The 16,982-nt window shown below is 72.4% G+C and carries 11 protein-coding genes; 7 read left to right on the top strand and 4 right to left on the bottom strand.

The genetic code is table 11. The features are described from left to right. The first annotated feature begins 139 nt into the window (after positions 1 to 139). From IPJ59_RS06130 to IPJ59_RS06120, 3 genes are all read left to right on the top strand, one after another. On the top strand, positions 140 to 1,141 hold the full coding sequence (locus tag IPJ59_RS06130) for a threonine ammonia-lyase (protein ID WP_293270156.1): 1,002 nt from the start codon (positions 140 to 142) through the stop codon (positions 1,139 to 1,141). Positions 1,142 to 1,205: 64 nt separating this feature from the next. Then, positions 1,206 to 2,444 (top strand): hypothetical protein, encoded by a 1,239-nt coding sequence (locus tag IPJ59_RS06125; RefSeq protein WP_293248988.1) that lies wholly within the window; start codon positions 1,206 to 1,208, stop codon positions 2,442 to 2,444. A 182-nt stretch (positions 2,445 to 2,626) separates the two neighbouring features. Then, positions 2,627 to 4,288 carry a vWA domain-containing protein gene (locus IPJ59_RS06120; protein WP_293248991.1) on the top strand — a complete coding sequence of 554 codons (1,662 nt, stop codon included), beginning with the start codon at positions 2,627 to 2,629 and terminating at the stop codon, positions 4,286 to 4,288. A gap of 29 nt (positions 4,289 to 4,317) precedes the next feature. On the opposite strand, the gene IPJ59_RS06115 is transcribed toward IPJ59_RS06120, so the two are convergent. Beyond that, entirely contained in the window at positions 4,318 to 5,619 is a 1,302-nt protein-coding gene (locus IPJ59_RS06115) for an outer membrane beta-barrel protein (protein WP_293270154.1), read from the bottom strand. A 666-nt stretch (positions 5,620 to 6,285) separates the two neighbouring features. Between IPJ59_RS06115 and IPJ59_RS06110 the strand changes: the two genes are divergently transcribed. Together IPJ59_RS06110 and IPJ59_RS06105 are read left to right on the top strand one after the other, a co-directional pair. Then, positions 6,286 to 7,737, top strand: coding sequence for an ABC transporter substrate-binding protein/permease (locus IPJ59_RS06110; RefSeq protein WP_293270153.1), 1,452 nt, complete (start codon positions 6,286 to 6,288; stop codon positions 7,735 to 7,737). Continuing rightward, positions 7,734 to 8,480 (top strand): amino acid ABC transporter ATP-binding protein, encoded by a 747-nt coding sequence (locus tag IPJ59_RS06105; protein WP_293270151.1) that lies wholly within the window; start codon positions 7,734 to 7,736, stop codon positions 8,478 to 8,480. Before IPJ59_RS06110 ends, IPJ59_RS06105 begins: the two co-directional genes overlap by 4 nt. Before the next feature lie 85 nt (positions 8,481 to 8,565). Here the strand turns inward: IPJ59_RS06105 and IPJ59_RS06100 are convergent, their stop codons facing one another. Beyond that, on the bottom strand, positions 8,566 to 11,325 hold the full coding sequence (locus IPJ59_RS06100; RefSeq protein ID WP_293270149.1) for a serine/threonine-protein kinase: 2,760 nt from the start codon (positions 11,323 to 11,325) through the stop codon (positions 8,566 to 8,568). A gap of 425 nt (positions 11,326 to 11,750) precedes the next feature. Then, entirely contained in the window at positions 11,751 to 12,467 is a 717-nt protein-coding gene (locus IPJ59_RS06095; RefSeq protein ID WP_293270147.1) for a hypothetical protein, read from the bottom strand. Between the two features lie 154 nt (positions 12,468 to 12,621). On the opposite strand from IPJ59_RS06095, the gene IPJ59_RS06090 reads away from it, so the two are divergent. After that, positions 12,622 to 13,452, top strand: a complete 831-nt coding sequence (locus IPJ59_RS06090; RefSeq protein WP_293249007.1) for a tetratricopeptide repeat protein — start codon at positions 12,622 to 12,624, stop codon at positions 13,450 to 13,452. Positions 13,453 to 13,647: 195 nt separating this feature from the next. Beyond that, entirely contained in the window at positions 13,648 to 14,403 is a 756-nt protein-coding gene (locus IPJ59_RS06085; protein WP_293249010.1) for an alpha/beta fold hydrolase, read from the top strand. A gap of 150 nt (positions 14,404 to 14,553) precedes the next feature. Here the strand turns inward: IPJ59_RS06085 and IPJ59_RS06080 are convergent, their stop codons facing one another. Next, a complete protein-coding gene (locus tag IPJ59_RS06080; RefSeq protein ID WP_293249013.1) occupies positions 14,554 to 16,911 on the bottom strand; it encodes a serine/threonine-protein kinase in 2,358 nt (785 codons plus the stop codon). Positions 16,912 to 16,982: the final 71 nt, after the last annotated feature.

The following is a 16,982-nucleotide window of genomic DNA, read 5'->3' as shown; positions in this document are numbered from 1 at the left end:
CGCTGGCGCCCCAAGCCCTGCTCCCGGCAGCCGTCTTGTCCGCCCTCGCTGGCGCAGCCAAGCCCTGCTCCCGGCAGCCTTCTCGTCCGCACCCTCGCTGGCGCACCCGGCCCCGCGCGCTCGGTGTAGCCTGCTCACGATGTCCGAGGAGCTCTCGCTCGAGCACGTCCGCGACGCCGCCCGCCTCCTGGCCGGCCGCATCTGGACCACCCCCGTGATCCGCTGCCCCGCGCTCGACGCCCGCGCCGGACGCCAGCTGTTCCTCAAGGCCGAGAACCTGCAGAAGATCGGCGCCTTCAAGGCCCGCGGGGCCATCCACGCCCTCCTTCGCCTGCCCGCCGAACGTCGCGCCCGCGGCGTCGTCACCTACAGCTCCGGCAACCACGCCCAGGCCGTCGCCCTGGCCGCCCGCGAGTTCGCCGTGCCCGCGTGGATCGCCATGCCGGTCGACGCCCCCGCGATCAAGGTCGCCGGCGTGCGCAGCCTCGGCGCGGAGATCGTGTTCGCCGGCACCACCTCCGACGACCGCCACCGCGCCGCCCTCGCCCTGGCCCTGCAACACGGCGCCACGATGATCGAGCCCTTCGACGACCCGCACATCATCGCCGGCCAGGGCACCGCCACCCTCGAGCTCTGCGAACAAGTCGTACGCGACACCGGCGAGCCGCTCGACGCGATCGTCGTCCCCGTCGGCGGCGGCGGCCTGATCGCCGGCGCCGGCCTGGTCGCCGCGGCCCTCGGCATCCCCCTCTTCTCCGCCGAGCCCGCCACCTGCAACGCGATGGCCCGGTCGATCGCCGCCGGCGAGCGCGTCGCCGTCCCGCCCGGCCCGACCCTCGCCGACGGCCTCAAGCCCACCCGCGTCGGCGTCCTCAACTTCGCCGTCGCCCGCCGCACCCTCGCCGCCTGCTTCGAGGTCGACGACGACGAGCTCGGCCGCGCCCTCGTCGACCTCCTCGTCTCCGCCAAGATCCTCGTCGAACCCTCCGGCGCCGCCGCCCTCGCCGTCGCCCTCCGCGGCCCCGCCGACACCACAACCGGCCCCCGCGGCGGCTTCCCCGGCCGCCGCGTCGGCGTCCTCCTCTCCGGCGGCAACGTCAGCCCCGCCCTCGTCGCCGAGCTGCTCACCCGCCACGCCTGAGCGCCCCATGCCGAATCACCTGTCCCCAAAGACAGCCTCGCAGCACGACGCGCGAACGCATCACATGTCCCCAAAGACAGCCTCGCATCACGGCTCGGCGCAGCCACGCTACCTGTCCTTTCAGACAGCCGCCCTCGCCGCCCTGCTCGCCTGCGGCCCGACCCCGACCACCCCCTCCCCGACCCCGACCACCCCCTCACAGACCACCGCACCGACCACCGCGCCGCGGCCGGACGACGACGACGCCCGCCGCCTCGCCGAGCTGCCGCACCGGGTCGTGTTCGCCGACCGCATCACCTACAGCTACGTCCTGCTGCTGCCCGGCGAGCCAAGGCCCGCCCCGACCCGCCCCGAGCTCGACGCGGCCGTGCGCGCGGCCTTCGCCAGCAACCTGGACGACGAGGAGGTCTCGCTGCTGCTCGGCCTCATCGCCCGCCCGGAGCGCGAGTTCGGCGTCCCCGCGGCGCCCGCCGACCCCGAGCAAGACGCCCCCGACCTGCTCGGCCTCGCGATCGAGGCCCACCCGCGGACCCCAACCACCGGCCCGAGCCTGATCGAGGACAAGGTCCTCGCCGACCCCGACCTCACCCGCGACCTGACCCCGGACGAGCGCGCCTCGCTGACCACCCGCCGCGGCCTGCTCGTCCTGCGCGCCCAGTACCGCAACCAGCACGGCGTCCGCGGCCTGCGTCTGCTGCAGACCCTGGTGCGCGTGGTCGCCGCCCAGCAAGGCGCGCTGATCCACGACCCCGACACCCTCGAGACGATCGGCCCGGCCGGCTTCGCCGCGCGGCGTCTGCAGACCAGCCTCGGCAACGTCGCCGACCAGATCCCCGTCGTGCCCTTCCCGGACCCGCGCTACCCGGGCCGCTTCCGCCTGGCCAGCCGAGGCATGCGGCGCTTCGGCAGCGTCGACCTCGAGCTCGGCGGGCTCCCGGGAGATCTCTCGATCCTCCAGCAGGCGACCTACTTCATGCACGGCCTCGCCTTCGAGATGATCGAGCTCGGCGAGTTCGACAGCGCCGGCTTCGCGGTCGAGCTCCCGCCGATCGTCACCGTCCACTTCAGCGACTGCACCGCCGCCTACAGCGGACGACCGGGGAGCCTCCCGCGCTGCGCCGGCTGCCCCGAGAGCGCCGAGATCCACCTGGTCGAGCGCGCTGCCGAGCCGCAGGACGCCATCTCGCACGTCGTCGCCCGCATCGTCGCCCCGCGCTCGCGCAGCGACCGACCCGAGTACGACCACCTGGTCTGGGCCCAGGAGGCCCTCGATCGCGTACTCGGTCGGCCACCCTCCATGTGAAAGCACTTGAAAGCACTTGAAAGCACTCGAACGCGTGGGGCGCCACGGACAGCGGCTCGTCGTCCCCGACGATCTGCGCCGGCCCGTGGCGTCCGCGGCGACGCCTCGATATACTGGCCTCTACTTCTTATCTTTGGTCCTCTGGACCTGTCCGCTTCTCTTGGCTTTCTGAGGCACTTCCCATGGCATCTCGGCGCAGCCCCCTCGGCGCCCCCACCTCGCTCTCGGCCCTGGTCGCCCTGCTCTGCGGCCCCCTGCTCGCGTGCTCGAGCGCCGGCGACCCCGGCGAGCTCGAGTCCAGCTCGGGCGCCACTCTCGGCGGCGCCGACGACAGCACCGGCGCGCTCAGCAGCGACAGCAACTCCGGCGACAGCAGCCCGGCCACCGGCGCTGGCAACGAAGACACCGGCGCCGGCACCAGCGGCGGCGACAGCGGCGACCCGACGAGCCCACCGTCAGACCTCCCCCCCGTCGAACCTGTCCCCGAGGACATCCTCGACACCGACAAGCAGAGCCCCGAGAGCTGCGACCTCGTCACCCCCGTGAGCGTCACGCTGCGCACGGTCGACGCCAGCGCGACCGTCTCGCCGACCCAGGCGCGGGACGCCGCGCTGAGCGACTGGGTGTCGCTGACCGGCATCCGCATTCGCCCGTGGGAGTTCTTCAACTACTACACCTTCGGCTACCCCGCCGCCGAGCCCGGCCTGGTCGTGATCACGCCGCAGCTGCGCGCGACGCCCGGGGTCGGCAGCGACCCGGAGTTCATCCTCCAGATCGGCGTCAGCACCCACAACCTGCCCGCCGAGCAGCGCCCGCCGGTGCGCCTCACCCTCGCCCTCGACAACTCCAACTCGATGGCCGGCAAGGCGCAGGACCTGCTCCGCGCCACCGGCAAGGCGATCGCCGGCAACCTCCGCCAGGGCGATGTCCTCTCCATCGTCACCTGGAACGCCAAGAACTCGACGATCCTCGAGCTCCACGACGTCTCCGGCCCCGATGACCCCGTCATCATCGACAAGCTCGACCAGCTCACCGTCGGCGGCAGCGCGGAGCTCTACAGCGGCCTCATGACCGCCTACAAGCTCGCCGACGCCGCCTACGATCCCGGCGCCTGGAACCGCGTGCTCCTCGTCAGCGACGGCGGCGCCACGGCCAACGAGACCGACCTCGCCGTCATCCGCGACCACGCGCAAAAGCCTGGCATCTACCTCAGCGGCGTCGGCGTCGGCGATGCCGGCATCTACCGCAGCGACATGATGGACGCCGTCGCCCACGCCGGCCGCGGCGCCTCGCTCTTCGTCGGCAGCGAGGCCGAGGCCAGCAAGCGCTTCGACGAGCAGTTCGTGCGCACCCTCGGCGCCGCGGTCCGCGAGCTCCACGTCCACGTCGACCTCCCCGGCGGCTTCGATGTCATCCGCGACCCCAGCCAGGACGGCCTCAACAACCCCGACATCGGCACCGACGGCGTCCGCCTCGGCCCGAGCAGCAGCCTGGTCCTGCACCGTCGCCTGCGCAGCTGCGACCCCGCGGCCGGCAAGGAGGGCAAGCTCCTGGTCGAGGTCAGCTACGTCGACGAGGCCACCGGCGAGCTCCGCTCGGCCAAGGCCGCGGCGGCGCTGCCGGAGCTGCTCGCCGAGGCGCCGGTCTCGCAGTCGAGCCTGTTCAAGGGCATCGCGGTGCAGAGCTACGCCGCGGCGCTCGAGCAGTGGCAGGCCCGCCCCACCGACCTCGCGGCGATCCTCGACGACACCGCGGCGCAGCTGAAGTCCGCCCTCGAGCTGCTGCCCAACGACAGCGAGCTGGCCGAGATGGCCCAGATCGTCGAGATCCTCAGCAACGACTAGCGAGTCGGCGCCCGCCTCACGCAGTCTCGCTAGAACCAGGTCGTCATGCCGGCGAGCACGGTGGCCTGGCGATTCGCGTTGGGGACGAAGCTGCGCGGGTCGGTCTTGTCGGCCAACGGGACGAGGCCCTTGTAGAACAGCGGGAAGCTGGCGCTGTCGTAGCGGCCCTCGAGGCGCAGCGAGATGTTGGTGTGCGGGTGAAAGTCGAGGGTGAGGGTGCCGGAGCCGAGCGCGGTGGTGGTGTTCGGGTCGGCGAGCACGTCGGTGTGGAACAGGTTCTCGGTCTTCGAGCGGGTGTACACATAATCACCGCGGCCGGTGATGCTAAACCACCACAGCGGGTCGACGCGCATGAAGCCGGCGAGGCCGAGCCAGCCGTCGGTGGCGCCGGGGCGGCGCTCGAAGCCGGAGAAGGTCCAGGCGCGGATGAACAGCGGCTTGCGGACGTGCCATTGGGCGTAGAGATCGAAGGTGTGACGCGGCGTGCGGCCGCGCTCGTCGTCGGTGTCGCGCTCGTTGCCCATCATGTAATTGAAAAAGACGTAGGTCTCCTCGTCCTCCTCGTCGGTCCACTCGAGCGAGAGCATCATCGCCTTCTGCTTGTTGTTGTCCTTGACGATGCGATCCCAGCCGTTATAGACGCCGATGCGGGCCATGACGCCGCGGCCGAGGTCGAGGTTGGCCCGCGCCCCGGTGATCTGGTACGGCATCAGCGCGAACAGGTTGCTGGTCGACCAGTTCCAGTTCTTCGACGCGAGGTTCCACTCCGGACCGAACGGCACGTTGAAGATGCCGCCCTCGATCGAGAGCCGCTTCCACGGGGTCTGCCAGGCCATCGTGGCCTCCTGCAGCAGCCGCCACAGCAGGTCCTCCTCGACCGAGCGCTCGCTGTACCAGAACAGCTCGGCCAGCACCCCGAGCTGCAGCTGAAAGTGCCCGCTCACCGGACCAATGAGATACTCCGGCGCGAACCACAGACCCTGTAAACCGAGCTGATTGTGGCGATGGTCGTACCAGCGCCAATTGGTGATGTCGTTGCTCGGCTTGTTGGTGTTATAGGCGTAGTAGAATTCCATCGCGCCGTGGAAGCCGAGCGCGAGCGGGACGTCGCCGACCTTGCCCGCCGCCTCCTCGCCAGCGGCCGTCGGCGCGGCAGCAGCGGGGCCGACCGGGACATCGGGGGTCGGCGCAGCGGCGTGCGTGCCAGGCGGGTTCGCCTCGGAGGATGTCGCGGGCGCCGTCGCTGGCGCCGTCGCCGGCGCGGCCGCTGCAGGGCTGACGGGCGTCGTGGGCGCGGGCGCTGCCGGGTGGGTGCCAGGCGGCGTGCCCACGGGAGTCGCCGCGGGCGTGACAGGCGTCGTTGCCGGCGTGTTCGCGGGAGTGACTGCGGGAGTCACAACCGGGGCTGCCGTCGTGGCCGGCGTCGCTGCCGTCGCTGCAATGGCCGGCGTCGTCGTGGTGGCTGGCGCCGGTGTCCCCGGCGTGGTCGTCGCTGGCGCTGCGCCGAGCGGCGGAGCAGCGAGGGGCCAGGCGAGGGCCGACGCGGGCGTGAGCCCGATGAGCCCGATGAGCCCGACCATGCCGACACCGACTCCGACCCCAGCGCTTCGCAGATACCTCAGGAGACGCATGGTGTTTGGAACATGCTCGGGCATCGTGTCGCCGACATAACACGCGAAGCTCCACGCAATCAACACGAGACCGCGACGGAGCGACGCGGGCGTGACGAACAACTGCCTCGCTACCTCGACACTGCCTCACCACTGCCTCACCACTGCCTCACCACTGGCGAGCGAACCACTGGCGAGCGAGGGGATGGCAAGCCGAACGCGAACACGAAGCAAGGCAAACACGATCTCGCTTGCGTCGACGCTCGCCCGGATGGTAGGGGATAAAGCACCTTGGATCATGCCCGGCCTCTCCCGCCTGTCCCGGCGCGTCCCCTGGCCTCCTTCGTCAGATTCGTCGTTCGGGCGGGTCTGAACCTGTGTTTGGCCGTGGTCGTGCTGCTCTCTGCGTGGGCCTGCGCCGGCTCGCCGGCGGCCGATGACTCGCTCCGGCGAATCAAGGAGGCCGGCGTACTGCGCTGGGGCGCGGATGTTCAGGGCGGCGCTCCCTACATTTATGAGGACCCCGATCACCCCGAGAAGCTCCGCGGCTTCGAGGTGGACCTCGCCGAGGCGCTGGCGAGCGAGCTCGGGGTCAAGGCCGAGTTCGTACAAAACGACTGGAGCGCGCTGGTCCCCTCGCTCGAGCGCGGCACCTTCGATATCGCCATGAACGGCCTCGAGGTGACCCCGGCCCGCACCGGCGTGGTGCTGTTCACCCGGCCATATTACGTGTTCGCCTCGCGGCTGATGGCCCGCCGCGACGACCCCAGCGTGGTCGCCGACCTCGACTCGCTGAAGGGCAAGCGGGTCGGCACCCTGACCAACAGCTATACCGCCGACCAGCTGCTCGCCAAGGGCATCGAGCCGGTCTACTACGAGGGCACCGACGAGCCCTACCAGGACCTGGTCGCGGGGCGCATCGACGCGGTGTTCCACGACGACATCATCGCCGGCATCTACGGCGAGCCGCGGCCGCAGCTGCGGGTGGTCGGCGACTTCGCCGACGGCTTCTATTCGATCGCCACCCCGAAGACCGACCACAGCCTGCGCGACGCGGTCGACGCGGCGCTGGAGAAGATCATCCAGTCGGGCAAGCTGGAGGAGATCCTGCGCAAGGAGAACATCTGGAACGACCGCCAGATCGGCCTCATCGCCTGGAGCGACGCCGACCAGCGGCGCCTGCTCGGCGAACCCGTGGTCAGCACCCTGCGCTGGTCCCACATGATCGCGTTCGTCCAGGCGGCCGGGGTCACCCTGGTCCTCAGCATCCTGGCGATGGCGATCGCGATCCCGCTGGGCCTCGGCCTCGCGGTGTGCCGGCTCTACGGCAACGCGGTGGTCTCGCGGGTGGCCGAGGCCTACGTCGAGCTCTACCGCGGCACCCCGGTGCTGCTGCAGCTCTACGTGCTTTATTACGGGCTCGCCGACGTGATCAAGCTCGACGCGTTCACGGCGGCGATCATCGGGCTCGGGATGAACTACGCGGCCTACGAGGCCGAGGTGTACCGCGCGGGCATCCAGGCGGTGCCGAAGGGCCAGATGGAGGCGGCCCTGTCGCTCGGGATGTCGACCCCGCTGGCGCTGCGCCGGGTCGTGCTGCCGCAGGGCTTCCGTCTGGCCCTGCCCTCGGTGACCAACGACTTCATCGCCCTGCTCAAGGACAGCTCGCTGGTCAGCGTGATCACGGTGGTCGAGCTGACCAAGCGCATGACGATCACCGCGGTCGACGTGCGCTCGTGGGCGATCCCCGGGCTGATGTGCGCGCTGCTCTACTTCGTGATGAGCTACCCGCTGTCGCTGTTCGCGCGGCGGCTGGAAGCGAGGCTGGCGAGGTCATGATCGAGGTCCACGCACTCTGCAAGGCCTACGGCCCGCGCAAGATCTTGAACGACATCTCGCTGAGCTTCGCGGCGGGTCAGGTGGTCAGCCTGATCGGGCCCTCGGGCGGCGGCAAGAGCACGCTGCTGCGCTGCCTCAACGGCCTCGAGAGCTTCGACGGCGGCTCGATCGAGATCGGCGGCCAGAAGCTGGTGCCCGGCGGGGCCAAGGTCAACGCGCGCGCCCTCGCGGCGGTGCGGCAGAAGGTCGGGATGGTGTTCCAGCAGTGGAACCTGTTCGCCCACCGCACCGCCCTCGGCAACATCATCGAGGCACCGATCCACGTGAAGGGGCTGTCGGTCGCCGAGGCCAGCGAGCGGGCGCACAGGCTGCTCAAGCAGGTCGGCCTCGGCCACCGCGCCGACGCCTACCCGCACGAGATGTCGGGCGGCGAACAGCAGCGGGTGGCGATCGCCCGGGCGCTGGCGATGGAGCCGGCGGCGCTGCTGCTCGACGAGCCGACCAGCGCGCTCGACCCGGAGCGCGTGGGCGAGGTGCTCGACGTGTTGACCGCGCTGGCCAGGGGCGGCTTGACCATGCTGGTGGTGACGCACGAGATGCGCTTCGCCCGGGAGGTCAGCGACCGCGTGCTGGTGCTGCACGGCGGCACGGTGATCGAGGACGGGCCGCCGGCCGAGGTGCTCGAGCGACCCCAGAACGAGCGCACGCGGGCCTTCCTCGGGCTCGACCGCGGCCCCCGCTGAGCCGGGCTGCCTCGTATCGGCCGCCTCGCGGGACGGCATCGGCCACCTCGCGGAATGGCCGCTGCACGGCGCGGCGCCGGCCGCCTCAGAGGCGGTGGCGCGCGAGCCAGGTGGTGACCTGCTTGGCCGGCAGCGTCGCGCCGCGCGACGCGTGATAGGCGAGCGACTCGCGGGCGAGCCTCGCGGCCTCGCCACGGTCGCCGCCGCTGTCGACCAACGCCATCGCGCGGGCGAAGTGGGCGACCGTCAGCGTCGCCGCTTCAAGCGGGGTCTTTTCGGCGATGCGATCGATGCGATCGAGCTCGACGAGGACGCCGGGCTCACGGCGCAGGGCGGCGACGCCGGCGAGGACGACGCGCGCGGGGAGGGCCTGATGCGCGTCAGCGCCGAAGGTGCTGTCGGCGATGGCGATGGCTCGGCGCGCGAGCAGCTCGGCCCGCTCGAGCGCGCCGCGCAGCAGCTCGACGTGGGCGAGGTTGCTGAGCGACGCCACGAGGTCCGAGTGGTCCGGGCCGCTGCGTCGCTCGACGATGGCGATGGCGCGGGTGAGCATCTCGGCGGCCTCGTCCAGCCGACCTCGCTCGTCGGCGAGCGACGCGAGGTTGGCGAAGGCGCTGGCGACATCGGGGTGGTCAGGGCCGAGGACCCGGAGACGAACCTCGTAGACGGTGCGCAGGAGGACCTCGCCGCGCTCGAGGTCACCGCGCGCGACGGCGATGGCGCCGGCGTTGCTGTAGGCCTTGAGCGTCATCGGGTGGTCGAGCGAGAGGAGGCGCTCGGACAGCGCGATGGCCCGCTCCGCGATGTCGGCGGCCCGCCCGAGCTCGCCGCGCTGGTAGTAGGTGCTGGCGAGGTTGACGTCGGCGTTGGCCACGTTCGGGTTGTCCGGGCCGAGCGCGCGGGTCCAGATGTCGCGCGCGCGCGTGAGGGCGGCGATGGCGTCGCCGTAGCGGCCGGCGTTCTTGTCGATGACGGCGATGTTGTTGAGCGAGGCGGCGACGTCGACGTGGTCGCGGCCGAGGCTGGCCTCGCGCAAGGCGAGGGCCTCGCGCGCGATGGCGAGGGCCTCGGCGTTGCGGTCGAGGCCGAGGAGAGCGTTGCCGAGGTTGGCCAGCGAGGCGGCGACGTCGATGTGATCGGGGCCGAGGGCGGCGCGGCGCAGCTCGAGCGCCCGGCGATAGTGGTGTTCGGCCTCGACGTGGTCCTCGGCCTGGTACGCGAGGTTGCCGAGCTCGTTCTCGAGGCGGGCCTCGGCGATCGGCGGGGCACCGATGCGCGCCAGCGCGGCCCCGGCACGCTCGGCCCAGCGTTGGCCCTCGGCGAGCTTGCCCTGCTTGCCGGCGAGGCGCACCAGCTCGGTCCAGGCCGCGGCGGCGACCTCGTCGTGGCGACTGGCCTCGGCGGCCCACAGCGCGGCCCACAGCGCTGGCTCGGCGGCCGCGAACTCGCTGGCGCGGCTGTGCAGCTCACCGAGGCGCAGCCTCGCCTCGGCGATCGCGGGGCGATGACCGCTGGCGTCGGCGGCGTCGGCGATGCTGGTCGCGAGGGCGATGCCCTCCTTGAGCTTGCCGGCGTCCTGCAGGGCCCGCGCGCGGTCGAGGTCGACGCGAAGACGGGCGACCTCGGCGGCCAATGCGGGGTCCTCCGGCGGCTTCACGCGCGCGAGCAGGGCGGCCCGGTCGGCGCAGACGGTCACCGGCGGGAGGGCCATGACGGCGCCGACGGCCCGGTCGACGACCTCGGCGTCGGCGCGCGCCAGCAGATCGACGAGCTCGTGGGTCTCGCTGCGACGACGCTCGAGGCAGGCGAGCTCGAGGTCGTAGAGCTCGGCCGAGGCCTCGCCGCGGGCGTGGGCCTCGCAGGCGGCGACGTGCAGTCCGGCCCAGGCGGCGGCGCGAGCGTCGAGGAGGACGCGCACGCGCTGGCCGGTGGCGACGGCGTAGGGGCGAGCCGTCGCCGCGAAGGCGGCGCTCAGCTGGTCGGCGCGGGCGCTGTCCCAGGTGCCCGCGAGCTGGACGGCGCCGCCGCGGCAGCGCTGGCCCGCGGCGCCCGCAGCGGCGACGAAGCCCCAGCCGACGGCGAGGACGAGGACGAGGGCAGCGGCGGCGAGCAGGCCGCGGCGGCGCGGGGCGTCGTGGTCGCGGGCGAGCTCGGCGAGGAGCGGGAGGAGGCCGGGGTAGCGGTCCTCCGGCGCGGCCGAGAGGCCGCGGAGGACGGCGCGGCGCAGCCAGGCCGGGACCTTGTGGTCGCGCGGCGGCTCGCGGACCAGGCCCCGCAGCACGTTGCTGGCGAGGCTGCGCAGGTCGTCACCGTCGAAGGGGCGCTGCCTGTAGAGCGCCTCGTAGAGGGCGACGCAGAAGGCGAACTCGTCGGTGCGGGCGTCGGTGCTGCCGCCGAGGTGCTGCTCGGGGGCCATGTAGAGCGGCGTGCCCATGACGGCGCCGGTGACCGTGAGGTTGACCTCGAGGCTGGAGTGGGTGGCGGTGACCGGGATGTCCTTTTGGACAGGTTGCATCGTGCCGGTCGCGCGAGCCAGGCCGAAGTCCATGACGCGGGCGCGGCCGCTGCGGTCGACGAGCACGTTCTCGGGCTTGAAGTCGCGGTGGACGACGCCGGCCTCGTGCGCGGCCTGCAGGCCACGCCCGGCTTGCAGGAAGATCTCGAGGACCGCCCGCCAGTCGCGCGGAGCGGCGAGCAGCCAGTCCGCGAGGGTGCTGCCCTCGACGAACTCGAGGGCGAGGAAGACCTGACCCGCGTGGGTGCCGACCTCGTAGACCTGCAGCACGTTGGCGTGGGAGATCTTGGCCATGGCCTGGGCCTCGCGGAGCAGGCGGCTGTGGCCCATGGTGTTGGGGCCGCTGGTGATGCCTGCTCGTGCAGCAGCTTGATGGCGATCTTGCGGTCGAGGTCGGTGTCGTAGGCGGCATAGACGACGCCCATGCCGCCGGCGCCGATCGCCTTGAGCACCGTATAGCGGCCGATCTGAGCCGGCGCCTCGCCCTCCCGGGGCGCGGGGGCTGCTCCGGTCGCGGCCAGCGTGGTCGAGCCCAGGCTCGCGGCGTCTTGGAGCGCCATGCCGGCCGACGATAGCGCAGGGCGGAGCAGCTGTGGTCTGTGCAGAAGCGCGCGGGTCAGCGGACCGGAGCACCGGCGCGGGTGTCCGACGAGACAGGCTGGGCGGAGCCCCCGCTATCATGAGATGTCCCGAAGGACATGTAATACCAAAGCGAATCGACGAGCTCGAGCGACGCGGTGAGGCGATGACATGCACTAACAAAGCGGATCGACGAGCTCGAGCGGCGCGGTGAAGGGACGGCGGGCGTCGGCGGTGAGGACGGCGAGCGGGCGGCCGCCGCGGTGCCAGTAGAGGGCGGGCGAGACGGGGCGCTCCAGGCGGGCGTGGGCGCTGGCCGTCCAGCTGGCGAGGAAGCGCAGCGAGGCGCGCAGCTGCAGCGGGGCGTCGTCGCCGTCGCTGCACCAGAACTGACGCACGCGCCCGAGACCGGTGAGCGCCCGCGCCAGGCCGCGAGCGTGCGGCGCGAGGAAGAGGGCGGTGCCGCGGGCGGGGATCGCTAGCACGGCGCCGGCGCGTCCGAGCTCGAGACGCGCGAGCAGCTCGAGCGCGGCGACGGCGGTGTCGGGGCCGCCCGGACCGCCGAGGATGTAGGCGTGGACACCCGGGAGCGGACCAGCACGACCAAACTCCAGCGGCTCCTCGCAGGTGCCGCGGCGGGCGCTGGCGAAGGCCGCGGCGGCGTCCAGGCCGTGGCCGCGGAGGAGGTCGCGAGCGACGACCTTGACCTCGAGCTCGCGGCGCTGGCCGACGAGCTCGTGCAACCCCGGGGCGAGCTCACGGGCCTCGGCGTGCGGGTGGCGGGCGCGCTCGGCGGCGCCGACGAGCAAGGAGCGCAGCCGCGAGGCTGGAGACGGAGGACAGCGCGGCGGAGCGGCCTCACGAGGGAGGGTGTGCGCGAGGGCAGAGGACATGTCGGCAGCGGTCGGCACGTCGGGCGCTTTCGTTGCGCGCCGCACGGTGGTTTTCACCGCGTCGAGATCGCGGGATGCGGCACCCGCCGAGGCCTCGACGAGGCCGGTGGTTTTTTCCGGTGCGAGGGGCGACGGCGGGTATGCTGGGCGGGCGATGTCCCGCGACCTGCTGCTCCTGCTCGGCCTCGTGGTGCTGCCCGGCTGCGCCGCGGAGTTCACGGCGATCGCGGCGGTGGTGTTCAGCATGAGCCTGGGGGCGTGGCTGGTGGGTCGCGGGCACCAGCGGCGCGCGCTGCTCGAGGCGGCGGCGCTGCGGCGGGCGATCGCCACCGGCAGGCACCGGCAGATCGAACAACACCTGCGCCAGGAGCTGGCGCTGGCGGCCGCGGGCGAGGCCGTGAGCGTCGAGCGGCAGTGGCTGGCGCGGGCCCAGCTCGGCGGACTCCTGGTGGCCGAGTGGCGGCTCGACGAGGCGCGCGAGGTCTATGCCAGCACCACGGCGAAGCTCTCGCCGCACCTGCAGGCGCTCGCGGCCTTCGGTCGCCACGAGCTCGACGTCCTGACCCGCGAGCCCGACGCGGTGATCCTCGGCTGCATCCGCGGCGACCGGGACGCCTGCCTGCGCCACATCCCGGAGCCGTATCAGCCGACCGTCGCCTGCACCTGGGCGGCGCTCGAGGGCCTGTGCCTGGCCCGCATGGGCCGGCCGCGCGAGGCGGTGCCGCTGCTCGAGCGCGGGCTCGAGTGCCTGGGCTTCAACCCGGCGCGCGTGGTTTACCTGTTCCACCTGGCGCAGGCGCACGAGCAGATCGGTGACCGTGCGCTCGCGGCGTCCCGCTACGAGCAGGCGATGCACGCGTTCCCGGGGACGCGGCTGGCGAGCGAGGCCCGGGCCCGCTGCCACGCGCTCGACACGGGCCGCAGCGACGAGCTGTTCCGCGGCATGCTGCCCGAGGCGCCCCTGGCGGCGCGTGAGCGCGGCTAGCAGCGGTGGCCGTGGTGCCGAGACCCAGGGAGGCGCTGCGTCGACTGGGGTCCACGCGAGACCGGGGAGCTCGGGGCAGCGTGGCCTGTCCGATGGGACAGGTCGTGCGGACGGCTGTCCAGCAGCCCGGGCCCGCATACTGCGGCTCATTCTTGAAATTACCGCGGCCGACAAGTGCTGGTAGAATGGCGATCCGTGAGCGGAGGCTTCCTGCGCAAACGACTGCACAGCGCGGCGGAGACGGTGTCTCACAGCCTCGGTTACGCGCGGCATTTGTTGCGCGGCAACCGGGTCGCGGGCGACCTGTCGTGGGTGCAACCGGGGACGCGTCCGGTGGTGCTGCTGCACGGCTTCCTCGGCACGCGGGGGACGATGCAGCCGCTGACGCGGCGCTTCCAGGCCGACGGTCGGGTGGTGTTCAGCTACCACCACGGCACCTTCCAGCTCGGCTCGCTGCGCAGCTCGTCGGAGGAGCTGATCCATCGCCTGCGCGACCTGGTGGAGAACCTCGAGCTCGACCGCGTCGACGTGCTCGGCTTCAGCATGGGCGGGCTGGTCGCGCTGCACGCGGTGAAGTTCATGCAAGGTGCGCGGTGGATCCGTCGCCTGGTGCTGCTGGGCACCCCGCTCGCGGGCTCGTGGATGTCGCTGGCCGGCATCGCCACCGTCGGGCTGGTCAGCCCCTCGGTGTGGCAGGTGCGACCGGGCTGCCAGTTCCTCGACGAGCTGCGCGCCGCTCCGCTGCCGCCCGGCGTGCGCGTGCGCCAGATCCACGCCGATGCTGACGCCTTTTGTCGCGATCCGGGGCCGGTCGAGGGCGTCGACCGCGAGCACGACTATCTCGTGCTGCCGGGCGGACACTCGTCGCTGGTGATCGCGCAGCACTTCTACTCGGCGGCCCGCGAGTTCCTCGACGAGACCGATGAGGCAGAGCTCGAGCTGTCGCCGTAGCGCGGGCCTCGGCTGACTCGGCGCGAGTTCCTCGACGAGACCGATGAGGCAGAGCTCGAGCTGTCGCCGTAGCGCGGGCCTCGGCTGACTCGGCGCGAGTTCCTCGACGAGACGGATGAGGCCGAGCTGTCGCCGTAGCGCGGGCCTCGATCAGCCGTTGCCGATCCGCGTCTTGACCTTGTCGATGCGGCCCTGCGCGCTGGCCTCGCCGAGCTCGAGCGCCTTCTCGTAGTGCTTGAGGGCATCGCGGTAGCGCAGCACGTTGTAGTAGGCGTCGCCGAGCTTGAGGTTGGAGACGCGACTCTTGGGCGCGGCCTCGACGGCGAGCTCGGCGAACTGCACGGCCTTCACCTTGGCGCCGTTGTCGAAGTAGACGTCGCTGAGGCCCATGAGCGCCTTGACGTTGCGGTTGTCGTAGGCGATCGCCTGGTGGAACAGGCTCTCGGCGTCGCTCCGGCGGCCGGCGCCGAGCGCCGTCATGCCCTCGTCGGCCAGCTCGCGCGCGCGGGCCGGGTCGCGCTTGTTGCTGGCCAGGACCGGCTTGCTCGGCTTGCCCGGACGCTCGACCTCGTCGCCAGGCCCGGGGCTGTCCGTCGGGACAGGTGGAGGTGTAGCGGGCGGCGGCTCGGGCGGCGGCGGCGGCTCGACGCGCTGGCGATCGGGCGGGCGCAGGCCGGCGCCGCGCAGGCCCTCGTCGACCGCGAGCAGGCTGCTGAGCGAGAGGTCGGCGCCGGCGAGCAGGCCGTCGACGCGGGCCTGACGGCGCTGCTCGTCCTCGTCAGCGAGGGCGCCGACCAGGCCCATGGCCTGCATCTCGGCGAGGCTGAAGCCGCCGGTCGCGGCCTTCTCCTGGAAGCGCACGAAGCCGCCGAGCGCGAGGCCCGAGCGGTCGATCGCCCGCTGGTTCTCGGGGTCGAAGGTGCGGGCCCAGATGTAGTACTCGACGGCAAACGGGCGGGCGCCCTTGACGTCCCAGTACTTGTCGCCGAGGGCGATCAGGCCGGTGGAGAAGCGCTGGCGGAGATCGGCGCCACGCTGGTCGGCGAGCAGCTCGGCGTCGCCAGGCAGGGCCTCGAGCTCGAGGACCTTCTTGTAAGCGGTGGGGGCCGCGGGGTCGTCGCTGGGGGCGGCGACGTAGTTGGTCAGCGAGGCGGCGAGCAGGGCCTCCTCGGCGACGCGGTCGACGGCGGCGCGGGCCTCGTCGGGCGGCTCGCGACCCATCAGCGCGACGGTGATCCCGACGCCGACGACCAGCGAGGCCGCGACGGCGACGGGGAGCAACCAGCGGCGCCGCTGCGGCTCGCTGTGCGGGCTGGGCATGCGGGCGCGCAGGCGGGCGACGCGTTCGGGCTCGACCTCGGGGAGCGGGAGGTCGTCCCACGCGGTGCGCAGGCCGGCGGCGATCTGGGCCTCGCAGACGGCGGCCTCGAGGTCGTTCATGTCGGCGTAGCGATCTTCACGGCGCTTGGCGAGGCAGCGCAGGACCACGGCCTCGAGCGCGGGCGGGGTGGCGCCGCCGCGAGGGGTCTGGGTCGGCGGCGTGGGCTGCTTGTCGAGCTGGGCGATGAGCACATCCTCGACGAGCTCGCCGGGGAAGGGCGGCGCGCCGGTGAGGAGCTCGTAGGCGACGCAGCCGACGGCGTACATGTCGAGGCGGCCGTCGAAGGGCTCGCCCTCGACCTGCTCGGGGGCCATGTAATGCGGGGTGCCGGAGATCCGCGAGCTGTCGGCGACGGTGCCGGCGGCGAGCATCGCGGAGATGCCGAAGTCGACCAACTTGACCACGCCGTCGCGACCGCCGCGCTGGACGAGGATGATGTTCTCGGGCTTGATGTCGCGGTGGACGATGCCGTGCTTGTGCGCGGCGGCGAGGCCCTTGCACAGCTGGCGGACGATCGCTATCACCTCCTCGGGCGGACGCGGGGCGCCGTCGACGGGGACCAGGTCCTTGCCGTCGAGCAGCTCCATGCAGAAGAACAGGCGGCCGTCGGGGAGCTCGCCAAAGTCGAAGATCTCGACGACGTTGGCGTGGCCCATGCGGCTGGCGGCGCGCGCCTCGTCGCGGAACACCTGGGCCATCTCGGGCTGCTGGCTGAGGTCGAAGCGCAAGATCTTGAGCGCGACGCGGCGCTCGATGTCGATGTGCTCGGCCTCGTAGACGACGCCCATGCCGCCCTCGCCGAGCCAGCGCCGCAGGCGGTAACGGGTGCCCGGGACGATCTTGCCGGCGACGAGGCGAAGGCGGGTGCGCTCGGGGGTGGAGGACGGCGTGGCAGTCGGGGTGCGCTCGGCTGCTGCTGCGCCGCCGAGTCGCGGGCTGGCCGGTTTGCCGAGGCTGGCGGGCTGGCGATCGAGGTTGGGCCGTGTGTCGGACTGCTTGCCTGCGATCACGTCGCGTGACGCGGCAAGGCCAGCACCGATCAGCGCGGCGCCGAAGCCGACGCGTGTGAGCTTGGCGGCGTCGATGTCGCTTGCGGCGAGCGGGTCGTCGTCTCGATCGTCGGCCATGCCACAGTGTAGTGAGCGGGAAAATCCGGCGACAGGGGCCAAGTGCACGCGGAGGCGTCGCGCAGGCGCCG

The organism is Nannocystis sp. (assembly GCF_016714285.1).
Classification (GTDB): domain Bacteria; phylum Myxococcota_A; class Polyangia; order Nannocystales; family Nannocystaceae; genus Nannocystis.
Note: the sequence above shows the minus strand (reverse complement) of the source record. Positions and strands in the feature narration are given on the sequence as shown.

What these genes read in the sequence shown, in the direction of transcription:
- IPJ59_RS06105 (WP_293270151.1), top strand. Translation starts at nt 7,734, where the DNA reads ATGATCGAGGTCCACGCACTCTGCAAGGCCTACGGCCCGCGCAAGATC.
- IPJ59_RS06090 (WP_293249007.1), top strand. Translation starts at nt 12,622, where the DNA reads ATGTCCCGCGACCTGCTGCTCCTGCTCGGCCTCGTGGTGCTGCCCGGC.
- IPJ59_RS06080 (WP_293249013.1), bottom strand. Translation starts at nt 16,911, where the DNA reads ATGGCCGACGATCGAGACGACGACCCGCTCGCCGCAAGCGACATCGAC.
- IPJ59_RS06130 (WP_293270156.1), top strand. Translation starts at nt 140, where the DNA reads ATGTCCGAGGAGCTCTCGCTCGAGCACGTCCGCGACGCCGCCCGCCTC.
- IPJ59_RS06100 (WP_293270149.1), bottom strand. Translation starts at nt 11,325, where the DNA reads ATGGGCCACAGCCGCCTGCTCCGCGAGGCCCAGGCCATGGCCAAGATC.
- IPJ59_RS06095 (WP_293270147.1), bottom strand. Translation starts at nt 12,467, where the DNA reads ATGTCCTCTGCCCTCGCGCACACCCTCCCTCGTGAGGCCGCTCCGCCG.
- IPJ59_RS06120 (WP_293248991.1), top strand. Translation starts at nt 2,627, where the DNA reads ATGGCATCTCGGCGCAGCCCCCTCGGCGCCCCCACCTCGCTCTCGGCC.
- IPJ59_RS06125 (WP_293248988.1), top strand. Translation starts at nt 1,206, where the DNA reads ATGTCCCCAAAGACAGCCTCGCATCACGGCTCGGCGCAGCCACGCTAC.